Here is a 19396-nt window from a genome sequence, read left to right on the forward strand (position 1 = left end):
TTGCATGAAAAAGGTTCTGTTGTTTACCGCACTGGCGGCTGCCCTGACTGCCAGCTTCGCCCAGGCCAACGAGAAACTGGTGGTGGCCGCCACCCCGATCCCGCACGCCGAAATCCTTGAGCTGGTCAAGCCAACCCTGGCCAAGGAAGGCGTGGACCTGGAAATCAAAGTCTTCACCGACTATGTACAACCAAACGTGCAGGTCGCCGAGAAGCGCCTGGACGCCAACTACTTCCAGACCCTGCCGTACCTGGAAAACTTCAACAAGGGCAAAGGCACTAACCTGGTCACGGTTGTCGGTGTGCACGTAGAACCCTTCGGTGGCTACTCGAAAAAGATCAAAAATATCTCCGAGCTCAAGGATGGCGCCACCGTGGCTATCCCGAACGAAGGCTCCAACAGCGGCCGTGCCCTGCTGCTGCTGCAGAAAGCCGGTGTGATCACCCTGAAAGACCCGACCAATGCCCTGGCCACGCCAAAAGACATCGCCAGCAACCCCAAGCACCTGAAATTCAAGGAGCTGGAATCGGCCCTGCTGCCGCGCGTGCTGGACCAGGTTGACCTGGATCTGATCAACACCAACTACGCGCTGGAAGCGGGCCTGAACCCGGCCAAGGATGCGTTGATCATCGAGGACGCCAAGTCGCCTTACGTGAACTTCCTGGTTGCTCGCCCGGACAACAAGGACAGCGACGCTATTCAGAAACTGTCCAAAGCGTTGACCAGTCCGGAAGTCAAAGCCTTTATCGAGAAAAAGTACAACGGCGCGGTCGTGCCAGCGTTCTGATGTAAGTCAAAACCCCCTTCAAGGTTTCAACGCCGGTGGCTAATACAGCGCCGGCGTTTTTTTGTGTGGCAGATACAGTGCGTCGAAGTGAAGTGTTAAGTGATGGAGTGCAACTTTATACCCATTACATTAAATGGTGTTTATTGGTTTCGTTTGTGGATAAGTTCCATTGAGTTTCTTCTTTATTTGCCGGCTTATATTTCTTAAATAATCTTACATTTGTATTTTTGTATTTTTGTTTTTTTACCCGCACGCTTGGGGTTGATGAAGGAACTAACGCATGGAGGCACCGGCAAGTTTTGTCAGCTTTTTGGAGCCAATAGTTATGACTCAGCATGTCTCTTCGCATCAACCGCTCACCACCTCCCCAAGCCTGAGCCCGGTAGCGGCCCAGCCCCAGAGCCCTAAGAGCTTTGAATCCACCTATCCCCTAAGCGAATTCAAGCCCGTCCCGAACAATATCCATATGGTATGGGTGGGCTCGGAACCAAGCGCCAAGCAGGATGAATACTTGCGTCAGTGGGCAACCAAGAATCCCAACCATGAAGTCATGCTTTGGGTGGATTCCACTCAGTTTGATGCTTACGCCATGAATAAGTCCGCGCAGGCAAAAGCAGAAGCTATTTATCCAGGCTATCAATCAGAACGCCCCATTCGCGGTTTATTCAGCCAGCTCAAAGTGACGACGGAACATCCCAGGCAACATAAAGCGGCAGAACAGTCACAGGTCATCAGCGAGTTGAACAAAGAACTGTCTGCTTCGGGTAACACACAGTTGAAAGCGCTACTTCTGCCCAAGGGTGGAAACGTGACGCCTGCTAACGCTCGGCAGGTACTCGACGGATTTGAGCGTTACGTGCAGCGCAACGACGACAAGTTCTATCAAGCAGAAGCCGTGATTTTGGACCAGACGACAAAATCATGGGACCGTTACGCGAGTAACCCTCCCCGTGACATAAGTACGCTGAGGAGTTTGAAAGAGCGATATGCCGATCAAAAAAACGTGCAGATTCGTGACCTGAGCAATCCCTCGGATATCCGGTTACAGAACCAAGACGTCTATCAACACGAGATTATCGGACGTAATGGCGGCTATGCCGCAGCCTCGGACGTGGCGCGTTATGAAATTGTCAATCGATACGCGGGCACCTATACCGATATTGATCTGGAGAGCGTGCAACCACTCGATGGTGCGTTGCATGCCCATCCCGACTTGATGCTGGTCGGGATGGCTGAAGGCAAGAATGACGCAAAGGGCAGCGCCACGCCCTATTTCGCCAACGCCTTGTTTTCCAGCCATGCCCAGAGTGCAATGCTGTCTAGCCTGATTGAGGACATCGGAGAAAAGTATCGTTCCATGAAGGGCAATGAGTACAGCGGTGACCGTTACTTCAGTCGTCCGAACAAGAGCACGATTGAAACCACCGGCCCCAATGCATTACGCGGGCACGTCGACAAAGTGATACAGCAAGCGAAGGGGCGGCCGGATCTGGTGCGCAACGACGCCCACTCTCTGGCTGATCGGATATGGGACAAAGCAAAGCCGCAAAACGAAGAGTACTGGAAGCTCGTGGACTCCCATTTCAAATTCCCCGACAACTACGTCAATTTTGAGACCGAAGAGCAACAAAACAGCGCTACCAAGGCAATGGCTGGTGGCGGCCAGGCCGACAAGCTGAAGAGGGGCTAAATAGTGTTGGAAGCCTCGCCCGCCGGCGAGGCTTTTTTATCGACGCGTTCCTGCCTTGCGCTCGGTTAAGCATTCGCCCGAAGAGGTTAGCTTTTTGGGTGATATCAATATGCTATTTCGGTATTTAAACTTTGCTTTTTATACCTTTAAAGTTCGCGCTACCCGACGTTATCCACGCCGGAACGGACTGCGCTCGCGGCATTATCCATGCGGCGATTTGGACTGCACATGACCTTCGATTTCGCATTTATCCTTAGCACCCTGCCGGCGTTTTTCAAAGCGGTCGGGGTGACGCTGCAAGTGGGCCTGATCGCCATTGCTACCTCCTTGCTGGTGGCGCTGATCAACGCGGCCCTGCTGGTGTTTCGCACGCCCTACCTGTCGCGTCTGGTGGCGCTGTATGTGGAGCTGGCGCGCAACACGCCGCTTTTGATCCAACTGTTTTTCGTGTATTTCGCGCTGCCGGCCCTGGGCTTGAATATTTCCGGGTTCTGGGCGGCGATTATCACCATGACCTTTCTCGGCGGCGCCTACCTCACCGAAGTGCTGCGCGCGGGCGTGGAGGCGGTGCCGCTGGCGCAGATCGAGTCGGGCAAATCCATCGGCCTGTCCGACTGGCAACTGCTGCGCCACGTGATCCTGCCCCAGGCCGGCATCCTCAGCCTGCCGGCGCTGTTCGCCAATTTCATCTTTCTGCTCAAGGAGACCACAGTGGTCTCCGCGGTGGCGGTGCCGGAGATTCTCTACACCACCAAGAGCTACATCGCGCTCTACTACAAGACCTACGAAATGCTCGCCGTATTGACGCTGATTTGCGTGCTGCTGTTCCTGCCGTTGTCGCTGTTGCTCAGCCGCGTGGAAAGGAGGCTCCAGCATGGCCAGTTCGGGTCTTGAGCTGTTGTGGGTGTCGTTGCCGCAACTGGGCAAGGGCGCTGCGCAAACCCTGTCGATCTCCTTCTTGAGCATCGCCTTCAGCACCGTCGGCGGCGTGTTGTATGGCGTATTGCGCACCTTGAACAACCGGCTGGTCAACGTGTTACTGCGGGTCTATCTGGAGCTGTTTCGCGCGATCCCGGTGTTGGTCTGGCTGTACCTGTTGTTTTTCGGCCTGCCGATTTTCTTCGGCCTGAGCCTTCCCAGTTTCTGGTGTGCGGTGCTGGTGTTGTCGTTGTGGGGAGCCAGTGAAGTCGGCGAAGTGGTGCGTGGCGCGCTGCATTCGCTGCCGCGTGGCCAGCGCGAAGCCGGCTTGTCGATCGGGCTGTCCGCTCCGCAGTTGTATGGCTATGTGCTGTTGCCACAAGCGCTCAAGCGCATGACGCCGCCGACCATCAATGTGTACACGCGCCTGATCAAGACCAGCTCGCTGGCCGTGCTGATCGGCGTGGTGGATGTGATCAAGGTCGGCCAGCAAATCATCGAGCGCACCTATGAGTCCGTATTGATCTACGGCGCGCTGTTCCTGTTTTTCTTCTTTATCTGCTACCCGTTGTCGGCCGCCTCCAAGGTGCTGGAACGGCGCTGGGCCCAAGTATGAGCGCATTGATCGAGTTTCAGGGTTTCAACAAATTCTTCGGCGAACACCAGGTGCTCAAGGGCATCGACCTGAGTGTGCAGAGCGGCGAAGTGGTGGTGATACTCGGCCCCAGCGGTTGCGGCAAAAGTACTTTGCTGCGCTGCCTCAATGGTTTGGAAGTGGCTCAGAGCGGGCACTTGCGCTTCGCCGGCAAAGAGCTGCTGGACAAGCACACCGACTGGCGCCAGGTGCGCCAGGACATCGGCATGGTGTTCCAGAGCTACCACCTGTTCCCGCACATGAGCGTGCTCGACAACATTCTGCTCGGCCCGTTGAAAGTGCAGAAGCGAGACCCGCGTGAAGCCCGCGAGCAGGCGCAAAAACTGCTCGAACGCGTCGGCCTGGCCGACAAGCGCGACGCCTTTCCCCGCCAGCTTTCCGGCGGTCAGCAGCAGCGCATCGCCATCGTCCGCTCGTTGTGCATGAACCCGCAGGTCATGCTGTTCGATGAAGTCACCGCCGCCCTCGACCCGGAGATGGTCAAGGAAGTGCTGGAAGTCATCCAGGACCTGGCCCGCGATGGCATGACCCTGCTGATCGTCACCCACGAAATGGCCTTCGCCCGCGCCGTCGCCGACCGCGTGGTGTTTATGGAGGCCGGCCGCATCCTCGAACACAACACCCCCGAGGCATTCTTTACGAACCCGCAAACCGCACGCGCGCAGCAGTTCCTGGAGAAGTTCTCCTTTGTTTCAACACTGCCCAAAAAGATCAAGGAACTGGAGCTGATATGAAAAAGTTACTGCTGCCCCTGCTGGCCGTCGCGTTACTGGCCGGCTGCGACAAGAAGGCCGAAGAGCCCACCAAACCTGCCGCCGCCGCGGTGAGCGCGCTCGACAAGATCAAGGCACGCGACAAGCTGATCGTCGGCGTGTTCACCGACAAGCCGCCGTTCGGCTTCGTCAACGAGGCGGGCCGCTACGTCGGCTTCGATACCGACATCGGCCGCCAATTCGCCAAGGACCTGTTGGGCGATGAAAACAAAGTCGAGTTCGTTGCCGTGGAGCCGGCCAGCCGCATTCCGTTCCTGCAAAGCGACAAAGTCGACCTGATCCTGGCGAACATGACCGTGACACCTGAGCGCAAGGAAGCGGTGGACTTCACCAACCCCAACCTGAAAGTGGCGGTACAGGCGCTGGTGCCGAACAACAGCCCGGTCAAGAGTCTGGATGACCTGGCAACCCGCACCACCATCGTCACCACCGGCACCACCGCCGACATCTGGCTGACCAAGAACCACCCGGATTGGAAGCTGCTTAAGTTCGAGAAAAACTCCGAGTCGCTGCAAGCGCTGTCGGCCGGCCGTGGCGATGCCTACGCCCAGGACAACCTGGTGCTGTTCAGCTGGGCCAAGCAGAACCCCGGCTACCGCGTGCTGGAGCAGAAACTCGGCGATGAAGCACCGATTGCCCCGGCGGTGAAGAAGGGCAACATCGAATTGCGCGACTGGGTGAATGCGGAATTGGCCAAGTTGGGCGAGGAGAAGTTTCTGCTCAAGCTGTACGACCAGTATGTGCGCAAAGAACTGAGCGATGACACCAAGCCTGAGAGTGTGATTGTCGAAGGGGGCAAGTGGCAGGGCTGATAAAGCTATCGGGGGCAAGCCCCCTCCCACATTTGAATGCATTCACATATCAGGACGACTTGTGAACCCAATCCAGTGTGGGAGGGGGCTTGCCCCCGATGAGGCCAGTACAGTCACCCCCTATTCCGGCCAATGCCACGCCGGCGCATCCAGCATGCCCTGGCCCACAATCCGCGTTTCCCCCAGCACCTTTTCCAGCACAATCGAATGACACCCCTCATCCTGCTGCAAAGCCGCAATCAAGCGGCTGGCATGGGACACCACCCACACCTGGCAGTGCTTCGACGTTTGGACAATCAAGCGCGCCAAGGCGGGCAACAGGTCCGGATGCAGGCTGGTTTCAGGTTCGTTCAGCACCATCATGGTCGGCGGTCGTGGCGTCAGCAGCGCGGCGATCAGCAGCAGGTAGCGCAAGGTGCCGTCCGACAACTCTGCCGCCGACAAAGGCCGCAGCAAGCCTTCCTGATAGAACTCGATGGCAAAGCGTGCGCCTTGCAACGGCTGGATATTCAAGCGCGCGCCAGGGAACGCATCGCTGACGGCGCGGTGCAAGGCATCTGGGTCGCCGATCTCGCGAATGGTCTGCAGCGCCGCCGCCAGATCACGCCCGTCGTGATGCAGCACCGGCGTGCGCGTGCCCAACTGGGGCTGGCGCACGGGCGCGTCCACGTCGCTGCGAAAGTGATCATAAAAGCGCCAGCCACGAATGCTCTCGCGTAGCAGCAGGACTTCCGGCGAGCCACGCAAATTGCCGACCTGGTCGAACAGACTGTGATAATTCGGCGTGTGCTGGGCCAGCACATCCCACGACCGGCCTTCGCGAGCGCGCACCATCGGCCCGGAACGCTGCACCAGCAGGCTGGCGGGGCGGTAGACGTGCCCGGCCCAGATGCATTCCTTCTTCACCTCTGGGTCGAGGCTGAAAAACGATTCGCTGGGTTCCGGCAAACCCAGGGAGATCGCGTAGCTGAAGTCTTCGGCGGCGAACCCCAGGCGCAGGCGCTTGACACCCTGGCGCACGCTGGATTCGATTGGCACTTCACCGCTGTGCATGCGCCGACTGATGATTTGCGGCCCGGCCCAGAAAGTCGAGTCCAGCCCGCCTTCGCGGGCCAGCGCATTGATCACCCCGCCCTGGGCAGTCTCGGCCAACAGGCGCAGGGCGCGATACAGGTTGGATTTGCCGCTGCCATTGGGGCCGGTGACCAGGTTCAGTCGGTCCAGGGGCACCACCAATTTATTGATCGAGCGGTAATTGGCCACCGCGAGGGTCTTGAGCATGGCAATTGAGTCGGTATGGGAACCCTTGAAGTATGGGATCCTGCAGGCAGATAAGGAACCCTCAACTAAGCTCACAGTCGCATACACACTGGCACGTCAGCATCACGCAAAAGGAGCCTGCATGGGCGGTCGCATTTCCACAGTTTTGTTCGGACTTGGCCTACTGACACTGCTTGGCGGCTGTGGTCAGGAAAAGGCCGAACCCAAGGCCCATTCCCGAGTCTTCGTGCAAACCGTGCAGCCGGCGGATTTCGCTGCCGCGGTCACGCTCACCGGGGATATCCAGGCGCGGGTGCAAACCGATTTGTCCTTTCGTGTGGGTGGCAAGATCATCCAGCGCATGGTCGACGTCGGTGATCGAGTGACGGCCAAGCAAGTGCTGGCCAAGCTCGACCCCAAGGACCTGCAGACCAACGTTGACTCCGCCCAGGCCCAGGTCGTGGCCGAGCAGGCGCGGGTCAAACAAACGGCTGCCGCCTTCGTGCGCCAGGAAAAACTTTTGCCCAAGGGCTACACCAGCCGCAGCGAATACGACGCCGCCCAGGCCGCCTTGCGCAGCAGCCAGAGTGCGCTGGCCGCCGCCCAGGCCCAGTTGGCCAATGCCCGTGAACAACTTGGCTACACCGCCTTGATCGCCGATGCGCCGGGCATTATCACGGCGCGCCAGGCGGAAGTCGGCCAGGTCGTACAGGCCACCGTGCCGATCTTCAGTCTGGCCCGCGATGGCGAACGCGACGCGGTGTTCAACGTTTACGAGTCGCTGCTGGTGGAACCGCCGCCGGATGCGCCGATCACCGTCAGCCTGCTGGACAACCCAAGCATCAAGGCCCAGGGCAAGGTGCGTGAAGTCACCCCTGCCGTGGCCGCCAATACCGGCACCGTGCAAGTGAAGATCGCCCTGCAAAGCCTGCCCAAAGGCATGGAGCTGGGCTCGGTGGTGAGCGCCACCGCCAATGGCCCGGCCAAGGCCAGCATCGAGTTGCCGTGGTCGGCCCTGACCAAAGACCTCAGCGAACCGGCCGTGTGGCTGGTGGACGGCGAGGGCAAGGCGCAGCTGCACAAGGTGACGGTGGCACGCTACCTCACCGGCAAGGTGATTATCGGCGATGGCCTCAAAGGCGGCGAAAAAGTCGTGGTGGCCGGCGGGCAGTTGCTGCACCCCGGCATGCTTGTCGAGATTGCCCAGCAAGGAGCGCAGCCATGAAGCAACTGACGGTTATCCTCGCCGCCGGCCTGTTGCTGGTGGCCTGCTCCAAGGAAGAAGCGCCACCCGAACCGGTGCGCCCGGTGCTGTCTATGGAAGTGAAGGCCGAAGACCAGGAAAACCTCGGTCGCTTTGCCGGCACCATTCAGGCGCGCTACGAAAGTAACCTGGGTTTCCGCGTACCTGGCCGTATCGCTCGCCGCGCTGTGGACGTGGGCGCCGAGGTGGAGAAGGGCGCCTTGCTTGCCGTCCTCGACCCCACCGACCAGCAGAACCAGTTGCGCGCAGCCCAGAGCGACCTGGCCCGCGTGCAGGCGCAGTTCATCAATGCCCAGGCCAATGCACGCCGCCAGCAAGAGCTGTTCAACCGTGGCGTCGGCGCCCAGGCTCAGCTCGACGTGGCCCAGACCGACCTGAAAACTACCCAGGCGAGCCTCGATCAGGCCCGCGCCTCGGTCAATCAGGCCCGGGACCAGCTCAACTACGCCGAACTGCGCACCGACCACGCCGGCATCGTTACCGCCTGGAATGCCGAGGCCGGCCAGGTGGTCAGCGCCGGCCAGCAAGTGGTGACCCTGGCCCGCCCGGACATCAAGGAAGCGGTGATCGACCTGCCTGCCGGCCTGGCCGAGCGCCTGCCTGCGGACGTGGTGTTCCTGGTGGCCGGGCAACTGGACCCCAGCGTGCAGACCACCGCCATCGTGCGCGAGATCGAGCCCCAGGCCCAAAGCGCCACGCGCACCCGTCGCGCGCGCTTGACCCTGACCGAGACGCCCGCCGCGTTTCGCCTGGGCACGGCCATCAGCGTGACCTTGAGCAGCGCCATTGCGCCGCGTATCGAGTTGCCCCTGAGCGCGTTGCAGGAAGTCGACGGCAAGACCCGCATCTGGCTGCTCGACACCCAGAGCCAGACGGTGCAGCCGCGTGACGTCACAGTCGTCAGCCGTGACACCAAAAGCGCACTGCTGAGCGCGGGTATCAAGCCCGGTGAGCGCATCGTCACCGCCGGTGTGAACAGCCTGAAAGCCGGGCAAAAAGTCAAAATCGACGAGGACAGCCCGCGATGAAAGGCAGCTTCAACTTATCCGACTGGGCCCTCAAGCATCAGTCCTTCGTCTGGTACCTGATGTTCGTCGCGCTGCTGATGGGCGTGTTCTCGTACATGAACCTGGGCCGCGAGGAAGACCCTTCGTTCACCATCAAGACCATGGTGATCCAGACCCGCTGGCCGGGCGCGACCCAGGAAGAAACCCTCAAGCAGGTCACCGACCGCATCGAGAAAAAACTCGAAGAGCTCGACTCCCTCGATTACGTCAAAAGCTACACCCGACCGGGCGAGTCCACGGTGTTCGTGTTCCTCAAGGACACCACCAGCGCCAAGGCCATCCCCGAGATCTGGTACCAGGTTCGCAAGAAGATCGACGATATTCGCGGCACCTTCCCCCAGGGCCTGCAGGGGCCGTCGTTCAACGATGAGTTCGGTGATGTGTTCGGCTCGGTGTACGCCTTTACCGGCGACGGCCTGTCGATGCGCCAGTTGCGCGACTACGTAGAGCAGGTGCGCGCCGAAATCCGTTCGGTGCCGGGGCTGGGCAAGGTCGAGATGATCGGCCAGCAGGACGAAGTGATTTACCTGAATTTTTCCACGCGCAAACTGGCGGCCCTGGGTATCGACCAGCGCCAGGTGGTGCAAAGCCTGCAATCGCAGAACGCGGTGACGCCCGCCGGTGTGATCGAGGCCGGGCCGGAGCGGATTTCCGTGCGCACCTCGGGGCAGTTCGCCTCCGAGAAGGATCTGGCCAACGTCAACCTGCGCCTCAACGACCGCTTCTATCGCCTGGCCGACATTGCCGACATCAGCCGTGGCTACGTCGACCCGGCGCGGCCGATGTTCCGTTTCAATGGCAAGCCGGCGATCGGCCTGGCCATTGCGATGCAGAAGGGCGGCAATATCCAGTCGTTCGGCAAGGCGCTGCACGGGCGCATGGATGAGCTGACCGCCGACTTGCCGGTGGGCGTGGGCGTGCACAAGGTCTCGGACCAGGCCGAAGTGGTGGAGGAGGCCGTCGGCGGCTTTACCAGTGCGTTGTTCGAAGCCGTGATCATCGTGCTGGTGGTGAGCTTTATCAGCCTGGGCATGCGTGCCGGGCTGGTGGTGGCGTGCTCGATTCCGCTGGTGCTGGCACTGGTGTTTGTGTTTATGGAATACAGCGGCATCACCATGCAGCGGGTGTCGTTGGGCGCCTTGATCATCGCCCTCGGCCTGCTGGTGGACGATGCGATGATCACCGTGGAGATGATGATCACACGCCTGGAAAAAGGCGAAACCAAGGAGCAGGCGGCGACTTACGCCTACACCTCCACGGCATTCCCGATGCTCACCGGTACGCTGGTGACCGTGGCCGGTTTCGTGCCGATTGGCCTCAACGCAAGCTCGGCGGGCGAGTACACCTTCACCTTGTTCGCGGTGATCGCCGTGGCGATGCTGGTGTCGTGGGTGGTAGCGGTGCTGTTTGCACCGGTTATCGGCATGCATATCCTCAGCGCCAATGTTAAACCGCACAGCGCCGAGCCTGGGCGCATCGGCCGTGCCTTCAATGGCGGCATGCTCTGGGCCATGCGCAACCGCTGGTGGGCCATCGGCATTACCGTGGGGTTGTTCGTGGCCTCGGTATTTTCCATGCAGTTCGTGCAGAACCAGTTCTTCCCGTCCTCGGATCGCCCGGAAATCCTGGTGGACCTGAACCTGCCGCAGAACGCCTCGATCAATGAAACGCGCAAAGCCGTCGACCGCCTTGAAGCCATCATCAAGGACGACCCGGACATCGCGCGCTGGAGCACCTACATCGGCCAGGGCGCGATCCGTTTCTACCTGCCGCTGGACCAGCAGCTGGAGAACCCGTACTACGCGCAGCTGGTGATCGTGAGCAAGGGCCTGGAGGAGCGCGGCGAGTTGATCACGCGCCTGCAGAAACGCCTGCGCGATGATTTTGTCGGCATCGGCAGCTTCGTGCAGCCGCTGGAAATGGGCCCGCCGGTCGGGCGGCCGATCCAGTATCGCGTGTCGGGCAAAGACACCGACCAGGTGCGCAAGCACGCCATCGAACTGGCGACCTTGCTCGACCAGAACACCCACCTGGGGGAAATCATCTACGACTGGAACGAGCCGGGCAAAGTGCTGCGCGTGGATATCGCTCAGGACAAGGCGCGGCAACTGGGGCTGTCGTCCGAAGACGTGGCGCAGTTGATGAACAGCGTGGTCAGCGGCGCCTCGGTGACCCAGGTGCACGACGATATCTACCTGATCAACGTGGTCGGCCGCGCCGAAGACGCCGAGCGCGGTACGCCGGAAACCTTGCAGAACCTGCAGATCGTCACGCCCAACGGCACCTCGATCCCGTTGCTGGCGTTCGCGACCGTGCGCTACGAGCTGGAGCAGCCGCTGGTATGGCGTCGCGACCGCAAGCCGACCATCACCATCAAGGCCGCGGTACGCGATGAGATGCAGCCCACCGACCTGGTCAAGCAGCTGGCGCCGACTATCCAGAAGTTCAGCGACGGCCTGCCGGTGGGTTACAAGGTCGCCACCGGCGGTACCGTGGAAGAAAGCGGCAAGGCCCAGGGCCCGATTGCCAGCGTGGTGCCGCTGATGCTGTTTTTGATGGCGACGTTCCTGATGATCCAGCTGCACAGCGTGCAGAAGATGTTCCTGGTGGCGAGTGTCGCGCCGCTGGGGCTGATTGGCGTGGTGCTGGCGCTGATTCCTACGGGCACGCCCATGGGCTTTGTGGCGATCCTGGGCATCCTGGCGCTGATCGGCATCATCATCCGCAACTCGGTGATTCTGGTCACGCAAATTCACGAGTATGAAGTGGCGGGCTATTCGCCATGGGATGCGGTGGTGGAAGCGACCGAGCACCGACGCCGGCCGATTCTGCTCACAGCGGCGGCGGCGAGCCTGGGCATGATCCCGATTGCGCGGGAAGTGTTCTGGGGACCGATGGCGTACGCGATGATCGGCGGGATCATCATTGCGACGCTGCTCACTTTGCTGTTCCTGCCGGCGCTGTATGTGGCCTGGTATAAGATCCGCGAGCCAAAACAGGAAGAACGCGGTTAAACATGTGGGAGGGGGGCGAGCAGTAACCTGTGGCGAGGGAGCTTGCTCCCGCTGGGCCGCGAAGCGGACCCAAACAATGGGACTGCTGCGCAGTCCAGCGGGAGCAAGCTCCCTCGCCACGGGTACGGTGTCGCCTTAACGGATCGGCATTAGCGCAAGCCCCCGCCCTCAATTGAAAGTCCACAGGACTTTTGCACAGTGGGAAACTTCCTGAATTGACGCTTGGCGCTCCGGCCAACCGCCGGGTGTTTTACTCTGCGGCTTCCACTGTCGACGGTCGCCCGCCATGAACCCTGTGCGTCATACCTTGCTGATGTGTTGTCTCCTGCTGTCGCCGCTGACCTTCGCCGGCACGGTTCTGGAAAATAAGCTGTGGCGCGTCGAGCTTGAGCCCGCCACGCTGGCCTTGCGAGTCACTCCGGCGGGCGAGGCCCCGGTACAAGCCTCCAGCGGTGTCACCGCGCATGCGGTCAACGCGCTGCAAGCCGGCGCTGAGCAGGCCGCCTGGCAATGGGACAACGGCGCCTATCGCCTCACGGCCCGGCTGGAACAGCGCGAACTGTCCCTGACAATCCAGGCCCGCGAGGCGGGTGAACTGGCCCTGCTGCGCCAGCCGGCCAACGCCATGGGCCAGGGGCTGATCTGGCCGTTGGCCGAGGGGCATTACGTGCCTGCCGGTAACGCCGTGTGGAAGGATTTCCTGCTGGAACAAGGCGCGTTCAATACCACCCAGGACCTCAGCCTGCCGCTGTGGGGAGTGGATCACGGCCGCTTTACGCTCAACTGGCTGCTGACCAACCCCTATAACAACCGACTCGCATGGCGCGCGGATGGCCAGGGCCTGGCGCTGTCAGCGTCCCATGAATTCACCTCGCTTGAGCCGCACGCGCCGATGACGCTGCGCCTGTACCTGGGCGAGGCCGACCCGTTGGCCGGCGCCAAGCGCTATCGTCAGTGGCTGGTCGAGCAGGGCCGTTACGAGCCACTGGCGGACAAGCTGCGGCAAACCCCCGAGGCGGAGAAATTGCTCGGCGCCAGTCACGCTTATCTGTGGGGCAACGGCTTGCTGGCGCTGGAGGATGTGCGTGACTGGCCAAGGTTGATCAAACGGCTGCGCACGCACGCGCTCAAGGGGCTGATGGACAAAGAGACCGCGACCGTACTCGCGAAGACCAACCCATTGAATCCCTATGAGCAGACCGTGCTGTTGCGCGGCCTCAACGCGGCCATCAACACCAAGGCCCGCCAGGCGTGGCAAGTGGAAGAGCCCGACATGACGCGCCTCGCCGCGCGCTACGGTGAGTTGCGCAGCGAGCTGGCAGCGGATTTTGCCGGGGCCTTGAGTGATCGCCCCGAAGCCTGGGGGGGGTCGACTGTCCAGGCTTTGCGCGACGCCGGTCTGGAGCGTCTGCTGGTGACGCTGAGCGAAGGCTGGGAAGGCGGTCTGTGGCACCCCGAAGCCATTCGCGCCGGGGTGGATGCCGGTTACTTGATGGCGCCCTACGACTCTTATGAAACGGCGCTGTCGGCGACTGAAAACCCTGACTGGACCACCGCCCATCTGGGCGGCAAGGCGTACCGGGAATGCGCGGTGGTGTTGAAGGACGGCACGCTCAAGGTCGGCTTCCAACAATCTGGCTATTACACTGACCCGCGCTGTGTGCGGCCATTGCTGGAGGCGCGGGTGCAGGCCGTGCAAGCCAAAGCGGGCTTCAATGCCTGGTTCCTGGATGTCTACGCAGCCGGCATGCTGTTCGACAATTATCGCAGCGGCGCCAGCATGACCCAGGCGCAAAACGCCGACGCCAATATCGACGCCTCACGCTGGATCAACACCGTGCCCAAGTTGGCGACGGGCTCTGAAGACGGCAACGCCATCACCGCCCAGGGCATCCTGTTTGCCCATGGCATGCAAACCCCGGTGATGGGTTGGGGCGATCGCGAGATGACTCGGGACGCTCAATCACCTTACTACGCGGGCAACTGGTACCCGCCGGAGCAACCGACCGTGTTCTTCAAGCCGGTGCCCCTGAAAGCGTCGTTGCGCACGGTGTATTTCGACCCGACGATGCGCTTGCCGCTGTATCAGGCGGTGTTTCATGGCTCCGTGATCACCACCCATCACTGGTTGTTCGACAGCCTGAAGCTGAGCAATGTGCGGGTTGAAAACGAGCTGGCCCAACTGCTTTACAACGTACCGCCGCTGTATCACCTCAGTGCGGCGACGCTCAGGGAGCGGCTGCCGGTCATGCAGCGTCAGGACCGGTTTTTCCGCCCGTTGCATCAGCGCCTGGCGACCCAGGCGATGACGGATTTTCGCTGGCTGACCGCAGATAGACAGGTGCAGCAAACCACGTTTGCCGATGGCACTCGGCTGGTGGCGAATTTCTCGGCGGGAGAACAGCAAGGCTATGCCGGGCGCAGTGTGACCGCGCTGGTGGAGGGGGAAAAGCCGGTGGTGTATCAGGTGGGTCAGCAGGGAAATTGAGTCCATCTCCCTCCCTCATTTGGAATGCATCCCCTGTGGGAGGGGGCTTGCCCCCGATAGCATCAGCCCAGCCAATACACCCCTCAAACCCGCCGCCACACACTGGCCAACCAAGGCTGCTGCTCCCGAGGCAAACCCGCCGGCCGGTAATAATGCTCCAGCTCTACAAAGCCGGCCTTAGTCAGCAAGCTTCGCCACGCCTCCAGGTCGTGATAAGACCCATATCGCGGCCCGTTCCAGCCTTCCTGGTTATTACCGCGAGGGTTGGAGCTGAACAACACGCCACCAGGCTTCAACGTGCCATGCAGTTGCTTGAGGACCCGGGGCAATTCCTGCTTGGGAATATGAAACAGCACCGCATTGGCAAACACCCCGTCGAAGCGCTCTGCAGGCAAGTCCAGCTGGAGAAAATCCTGCTGCAGCACCTCGCAGCCACTGTCGTCGCGCGCCATTTGCGCGAACCGCTCGGAACCATCGAGCCCCACGGCGATATGGCCCATGCGCGTAAAGGTCTGCAAATCGCGGCCCGGCCCGCAACCGAAATCCAGCACGGTAAACGGCGGCGTGCCCTGAATATGCCGTAGCAGCGCGTCGATGTTCTGGCTCACATCGTGATCGCGGGTGCCTTCACGGAAGTCTTCGGCCACCTTGTTGTAATGGCCGAGGGTGGTTGTGGTGATTTTCTGGAGGTCGTCAGGGGCGAGTTTCATGGCGTGGCGCACTGCAGCGGCTAAGGTGGTTGGACTATACCTCAGGCTGCGTCCTAGCCAGGTGAAAGACGTTTATCAGGCGTAGGACGCTTCGCTGTTTCGTGGCGAGGTTTCTGACATACCCCGCTGGTGGATTCTGGGTAACATTCCGGCCCTTACTTCAAGAGGCTGGTAAATCCATGGAACCGGAAAAAAGCACCCCGAACAAAGTAGACCGATACGCCACCCAATTCAGCAATGGGCTGTTATGGCTCAATGAGCGCGCATGGCCGCTGACGGTGGGCATCCTGTCGGTGGCGGGCCTGTACTTGTATCAATACATCCAGGTTGAAAAGGTACCGTTGAGCATTCTGTCGGGGGCGGCATTTACCGCATTGCCGGCGATGTTCGCCATGCTGGTTTTTGTGATCGGCATGATGGGTGCGTCGATCCTGATCCCTACGTTTATCCTGTTCAAGCGCCTCAACAGCGCAGGCATAAGGCTTAGCGACCAACTCAATCTGAGCGCGGAGTCGCCGCAAGTGACGGCCCGACATCGCCGCCTGTTGCTGCACTGGATTGCCAGTGTGGGAATACTGGGGATCTTTTGGTACTGCGCCGTGTACTTGTCCGCCAATGTGGAAAGTGGGCCTTTGCTGACCGCCAGTTGGATCGTGGCGATTGTGCTGGTGGTGCTGGCTTACGTCTGGATCATCGTTCGCGCGCGTCCTGCCCACGTTGCATTGCGTGATATATCCGGCGAGTTCTGGATGGCCAGTGCCGGCGCCGGTGTCATCCAGATGCTGGTTATCCTGATCGTGACCGTGCCGGTTTCCCGCGCATTCAGCGAGTACTCCGACAGCGTGGTGCTATTTGCGCCCTTCATGGCTGCCGAGTTGCTGGTGCTGTTCTTGATTCAGGGCAGTGGCGCCTGTCTTGTCGTGAGCATGAACGACCACAAGAACCCGGTGGCGAGCGCGTCACTGGCGGTCTTTACGCTGCTTATCGTTCTGGGCCTGATTCCCGCCACAGGGGCGAAGTTGGGTGGTATGCCTTTGCAGGCTTCGGCATCGGGAGGGCGCGCCTGCACTGTGATGGTCTGGTCAGCCGAGGCCAAGGTACCTGTGGCGCTTGCCGACGCCCAAAGCCCGCAACGCAGCGTGAAACTGCGAATACTGGCGGATTCGGACGGCAGCTATATCGTGCGACCGTCACAGGCCAAGGAGAAGACCATCACCTTCGTGCCCCACGCCAATGTCGCGCAACTGGACGAGTGTCCCTGAACTCAGCGCTTGTTCAGTACGCGCGCCAACCGATCGCCACCCAACTGAATCACCGCCACCAGCACCACCAACAGCACGATCACGGTGAGCATGATCTGCGTATCGAAGCGCTGGTAGCCGTAGCGATAGGCAATGTCGCCCAAGCCACCGGCGCCAATCGCCCCGGCCATGGCCGATGAGTTGATCATGGTCACCAGGGTAATGGTGAACCCGCCGACGATCCCCGGCAGCGCTTCGGGCAACAGCACGTGCCAGATGATGTGCCAGCGGCGGCACCCCATGGCCTGTGCGGCTTCGATCAACCCATGGTCAACCTCGCGCAGGCTGACTTCGGCGATGCGCGCAAAGAACGGCGTGGCGGCGATGGTCAGTGGTACGACAGCCGCCCATACGCCGTAGGTGGTGCCTACGATCAGGCGGGTGAACGGGATCAGTGCCACCATCAGGATCAGGAACGGAATGGAGCGGAACAGATTGACGAAGGCGCCCAGCACCCGGTTAAGCGCGGGCGCCTGGTAGATGCCGCCTTTGTCGCTGGTCACCAGAAACACCGCCAGCGGAATCCCCACCAGCAAGGCGATCAACGAAGACACGCCCACCATCAACAAGGTGTCGATGGCGCCCTGCAGCAAACGATCAAACCACATAGCCGAGTACCTCCACCTGTTGCGCCCAGCGCCCGGCGCGGGTGCGCAGTTGTTCGGCGTTGTGCGGCGAACCATTCACCGCCAGCAAAAATTGCCCCAAGGCATGCCCCTGGATGCGTTCCACGCCGCCTTGCAGCAAGCGCACGCGGCCGCCGAGGGCGCTGAACAGTGCGGCCAGGTCCGGTTCGTCTGTGTCGCTGCCGGTGAACTGCAAGCGCAGCACCACCGCGGCCTCGGCCGAGGCGGGTGTGGCTTGCAGGCGGCTTTGCAGCTCGGGTGGCAACCCATGTTGCAACGGTGCGAGCAGGGTTTTGCTGACGTCATGCTGTGGGTTGCCAAACACTTGCCACACCGGGCCCTGCTCGACGATACGTCCGTGTTCCAGCACGACCACGCGGTCGCAGATTTCGCGGATCACCGCCATCTCATGGGTGATCAGCACGATGGTCAAGCCCAGGCGCTGGTTGATCTCGCGCAACAGTCCGAGGATCGATTGGGTGGTCTCCGGGTCCAGCGCCGAAGTGGCCTCGTCGCACAGCAGAATCTCGGGGTCGTGCACCAGCGAACGGGCGATGCCTACACGCTGTTTCTGCCCGCCCGAGAGCTGCGCCGGATAGGCCGTGTGCTTGTCCTGCAAACCCACCAGTTCCAGCAGTTCACGCACCTTTTGCTCACGCTGCGGCTTGGGCACCCCGGCGACCTTGAGCGGCAGTTCCACGTTCTGCCACACGGTCTTGGCCGACATCAGGTTGAAGTGCTGGAAAATCATGCCGATGCGCCGGCGCAGTGCAACCAGGCGGTCTTCGTCGAAGCCGCCGATGTCCACCTGATCGATCAGCACGCGCCCGCTGCTGGGTTGTTCCAGGCGATTGATGGTGCGGATCAGTGACGACTTGCCGGCGCCGCTGCGCCCAATGATACCGAACACTTCGCCACGCTTGATCGCCAGGTCGATGCCTTGCAGGGCGTGCACCGTGCCGTCATAGGTTTTGCCCAGGTTGATGAAACGCACATGGGCGCTGTTCAAGTCTGGATGCAGTTCGGTCTGCTCGGCGTCCCTGGGCAATGTGCCCAGGTCGCGCAGTTGGGCGTTGGCGGCGGTCATTTTTTATCGTCCCAGCCGACTTGGTAGAGCTTGCCGAGGGATTTATCCAGGGCGGCGCGCACCACCGGCGAGTGTTGGTAGATATCGACGAACTTGATCACCCTCGGGTCGGTTTTGCTCTTGGGCTGGACCACGAACTGAATCACGTATTCCGGGTGGTCGAGGCCATCGAACAGTAGCGCCGATTCTGCATCGAAGGTCTTGGACAGGCGAATATACGCCGGGTAGCCCTGCACCAGGTCGGCGTCGTCATAGGCGCGCACCAGTTGCACGGCTTCCACCTGCAGGATCTTGATCTTTTTCGGGTTGCTGACGATGTCGTCTTCGGTGGCCTTGTAGCCCACGCCCGGCTTGAGCGTGATCAGCCCGGCCTTGGCCAGCAGTTGCAGGCCGCGTCCGCTGTTGATCGGGTCGTTGGCGATGGCCACGCTGGCGCCTTTGGGCAGGTCGTTGAAGCTTTTGTACTTCTTCGAATACAGGCCGACGTTGTTGATGATGCCCGGTGCGTAAGGCACCAGGTCAAACCCGGCGGCGGCCTTGGCGTTTTCCAGGAAGGGAATGTGTTGGAAGTAGTTCACGTCGATATCGCCGGCGGCAAGGCTGACGTTCGGTGCGATCCAGTCGGTGAATTCCACCAGTTCGACTTTAAGGCCCTGTTTGCCAGCTTCGGCTACAGCGGCTTCCAGGGGAATGGCGAAGGCGGCGGTGGTGCCGACTTTCAACGGCGCGTCGTTGGCCATTACGGCCGAACTGAACAGGCCGAAGGCCAGGGCCAGTGCTTTGACTGGGTGGGTGAGCAGTATTTTTTTCATAAGTATTTTCCAGTCATAAGAAACAATAAAGATCCAATGTGGGAGGGGGCTTGCCCCCGATGAGGCAGTGTCAGGGAATGCAGCTGTGTCTGACCCACAGCTATCGGGGGCAAGCCCCCTCCCACATTTTTG

Annotated in this window: 16 protein-coding genes; 11 read left to right on the top strand and 5 right to left on the bottom strand. The window is 60.9% G+C overall.

All coding sequences use genetic code 11. The features are described from left to right. Nucleotides 1–4: 4 nt before the first annotated feature. The 6 genes from C4J94_RS01140 to C4J94_RS01165 all read left to right on the top strand — a co-directional run bounded on the left by C4J94_RS01140 (nt 5) and on the right by C4J94_RS01165 (nt 5635). Entirely contained in the window at nt 5–787 is a 783-nt protein-coding gene (locus C4J94_RS01140) for a MetQ/NlpA family ABC transporter substrate-binding protein (RefSeq protein WP_124384617.1), read from the top strand. Nucleotides 788–1067: 280 nt separating this feature from the next. After that, the gene (locus C4J94_RS01145; RefSeq protein ID WP_124384618.1) at nt 1068–2477 is read left to right on the top strand and encodes a TcdA/TcdB catalytic glycosyltransferase domain-containing protein; all 1410 of its coding nucleotides are present in this window, start codon (nt 1068–1070) and stop codon (nt 2475–2477) included. Nucleotides 2478–2705: 228 nt separating this feature from the next. Next, entirely contained in the window at nt 2706–3371 is a 666-nt protein-coding gene (locus C4J94_RS01150; RefSeq protein WP_124384619.1) for an amino acid ABC transporter permease, read from the top strand. Beyond that, nucleotides 3352–4011 (top strand): amino acid ABC transporter permease, encoded by a 660-nt coding sequence (locus C4J94_RS01155; RefSeq protein WP_124384620.1) that lies wholly within the window; start codon nt 3352–3354, stop codon nt 4009–4011. The genes C4J94_RS01150 and C4J94_RS01155 overlap by 20 nt, the downstream gene beginning before the upstream one ends. Further along, nucleotides 4008–4784, top strand: a complete 777-nt coding sequence (locus C4J94_RS01160; RefSeq protein WP_124384621.1) for an amino acid ABC transporter ATP-binding protein — start codon at nt 4008–4010, stop codon at nt 4782–4784. Before C4J94_RS01155 ends, C4J94_RS01160 begins: the two co-directional genes overlap by 4 nt. Then, entirely contained in the window at nt 4781–5635 is an 855-nt protein-coding gene (locus C4J94_RS01165; protein WP_124384622.1) for a transporter substrate-binding domain-containing protein, read from the top strand. The genes C4J94_RS01160 and C4J94_RS01165 overlap by 4 nt, the downstream gene beginning before the upstream one ends. A gap of 120 nt (nt 5636–5755) precedes the next feature. On the opposite strand, the gene C4J94_RS01170 is transcribed toward C4J94_RS01165, so the two are convergent. Then, entirely contained in the window at nt 5756–6916 is a 1161-nt protein-coding gene (locus C4J94_RS01170) for an AAA family ATPase (RefSeq protein WP_124384623.1), read from the bottom strand. Between the two features lie 121 nt (nt 6917–7037). Between C4J94_RS01170 and C4J94_RS01175 the strand changes: the two genes are divergently transcribed. The 4 genes from C4J94_RS01175 (at nt 7038) to C4J94_RS01190 (ending at nt 14728) form a co-directional block, all read left to right on the top strand. Continuing rightward, nucleotides 7038–8120, top strand: coding sequence for an efflux RND transporter periplasmic adaptor subunit (locus C4J94_RS01175; protein WP_124384624.1), 1083 nt, complete (start codon nt 7038–7040; stop codon nt 8118–8120). After that, nucleotides 8117–9187, top strand: coding sequence for an efflux RND transporter periplasmic adaptor subunit (locus C4J94_RS01180; protein ID WP_124384625.1), 1071 nt, complete (start codon nt 8117–8119; stop codon nt 9185–9187). Before C4J94_RS01175 ends, C4J94_RS01180 begins: the two co-directional genes overlap by 4 nt. Then, entirely contained in the window at nt 9184–12240 is a 3057-nt protein-coding gene (locus C4J94_RS01185; RefSeq protein ID WP_124384626.1) for an efflux RND transporter permease subunit, read from the top strand. Before C4J94_RS01180 ends, C4J94_RS01185 begins: the two co-directional genes overlap by 4 nt. A gap of 286 nt (nt 12241–12526) precedes the next feature. Continuing rightward, entirely contained in the window at nt 12527–14728 is a 2202-nt protein-coding gene (locus C4J94_RS01190; protein WP_124384627.1) for a glycoside hydrolase, read from the top strand. An 83-nt stretch (nt 14729–14811) separates the two neighbouring features. Here the strand turns inward: C4J94_RS01190 and C4J94_RS01195 are convergent, their stop codons facing one another. Then, nucleotides 14812–15438, bottom strand: a complete 627-nt coding sequence (locus C4J94_RS01195) for a bifunctional 2-polyprenyl-6-hydroxyphenol methylase/3-demethylubiquinol 3-O-methyltransferase UbiG (protein ID WP_124384628.1) — start codon at nt 15436–15438, stop codon at nt 14812–14814. Nucleotides 15439–15617: 179 nt separating this feature from the next. Here C4J94_RS01195 and C4J94_RS01200 point away from each other — a divergent pair, with 179 nt between their 5' ends. After that, nucleotides 15618–16700, top strand: a complete 1083-nt coding sequence (locus C4J94_RS01200; RefSeq protein WP_124384629.1) for a hypothetical protein — start codon at nt 15618–15620, stop codon at nt 16698–16700. 2 nt (nt 16701–16702) lie between these two features. On the opposite strand, the gene C4J94_RS01205 is transcribed toward C4J94_RS01200, so the two are convergent. The 3 genes from C4J94_RS01205 to C4J94_RS01215 are packed head-to-tail and all read right to left on the bottom strand — an operon-like array spanning nt 16703 to nt 19264. Continuing rightward, nucleotides 16703–17347 carry a methionine ABC transporter permease gene (locus C4J94_RS01205; RefSeq protein ID WP_056858169.1) on the bottom strand — a complete coding sequence of 215 codons (645 nt, stop codon included), beginning with the start codon at nt 17345–17347 and terminating at the stop codon, nt 16703–16705. Beyond that, nucleotides 17337–18452, bottom strand: a complete 1116-nt coding sequence (locus C4J94_RS01210; protein ID WP_124384630.1) for a methionine ABC transporter ATP-binding protein — start codon at nt 18450–18452, stop codon at nt 17337–17339. The genes C4J94_RS01205 and C4J94_RS01210 overlap by 11 nt, the downstream gene beginning before the upstream one ends. Continuing rightward, nucleotides 18449–19264, bottom strand: coding sequence for a MetQ/NlpA family ABC transporter substrate-binding protein (locus tag C4J94_RS01215; protein WP_124384631.1), 816 nt, complete (start codon nt 19262–19264; stop codon nt 18449–18451). The genes C4J94_RS01210 and C4J94_RS01215 overlap by 4 nt, the downstream gene beginning before the upstream one ends. Nucleotides 19265–19396 lie beyond the last annotated feature (132 nt).

The sequence above is a fragment of the Pseudomonas sp. R5-89-07 genome, from assembly GCF_003851685.1.
Lineage (GTDB): Bacteria > Pseudomonadota > Gammaproteobacteria > Pseudomonadales > Pseudomonadaceae > Aquipseudomonas.

Coding starts and splice junctions, on each gene's coding strand:
- C4J94_RS01140 (WP_124384617.1), top strand. CDS start 5: ATGAAAAAGGTTCTGTTGTTTACCGCACTGGCGGCTGCCCTGACTGCC.
- C4J94_RS01145 (WP_124384618.1), top strand. CDS start 1,068: ATGGAGGCACCGGCAAGTTTTGTCAGCTTTTTGGAGCCAATAGTTATG.
- C4J94_RS01150 (WP_124384619.1), top strand. CDS start 2,706: ATGACCTTCGATTTCGCATTTATCCTTAGCACCCTGCCGGCGTTTTTC.
- C4J94_RS01155 (WP_124384620.1), top strand. CDS start 3,352: ATGGCCAGTTCGGGTCTTGAGCTGTTGTGGGTGTCGTTGCCGCAACTG.
- C4J94_RS01160 (WP_124384621.1), top strand. CDS start 4,008: ATGAGCGCATTGATCGAGTTTCAGGGTTTCAACAAATTCTTCGGCGAA.
- C4J94_RS01165 (WP_124384622.1), top strand. CDS start 4,781: ATGAAAAAGTTACTGCTGCCCCTGCTGGCCGTCGCGTTACTGGCCGGC.
- C4J94_RS01170 (WP_124384623.1), bottom strand. CDS start 6,916: ATGCTCAAGACCCTCGCGGTGGCCAATTACCGCTCGATCAATAAATTG.
- C4J94_RS01175 (WP_124384624.1), top strand. CDS start 7,038: ATGGGCGGTCGCATTTCCACAGTTTTGTTCGGACTTGGCCTACTGACA.
- C4J94_RS01180 (WP_124384625.1), top strand. CDS start 8,117: ATGAAGCAACTGACGGTTATCCTCGCCGCCGGCCTGTTGCTGGTGGCC.
- C4J94_RS01185 (WP_124384626.1), top strand. CDS start 9,184: ATGAAAGGCAGCTTCAACTTATCCGACTGGGCCCTCAAGCATCAGTCC.
- C4J94_RS01190 (WP_124384627.1), top strand. CDS start 12,527: ATGAACCCTGTGCGTCATACCTTGCTGATGTGTTGTCTCCTGCTGTCG.
- C4J94_RS01195 (WP_124384628.1), bottom strand. CDS start 15,438: ATGAAACTCGCCCCTGACGACCTCCAGAAAATCACCACAACCACCCTC.
- C4J94_RS01200 (WP_124384629.1), top strand. CDS start 15,618: ATGGAACCGGAAAAAAGCACCCCGAACAAAGTAGACCGATACGCCACC.
- C4J94_RS01205 (WP_056858169.1), bottom strand. CDS start 17,347: ATGTGGTTTGATCGTTTGCTGCAGGGCGCCATCGACACCTTGTTGATG.
- C4J94_RS01210 (WP_124384630.1), bottom strand. CDS start 18,452: ATGACCGCCGCCAACGCCCAACTGCGCGACCTGGGCACATTGCCCAGG.
- C4J94_RS01215 (WP_124384631.1), bottom strand. CDS start 19,264: ATGAAAAAAATACTGCTCACCCACCCAGTCAAAGCACTGGCCCTGGCC.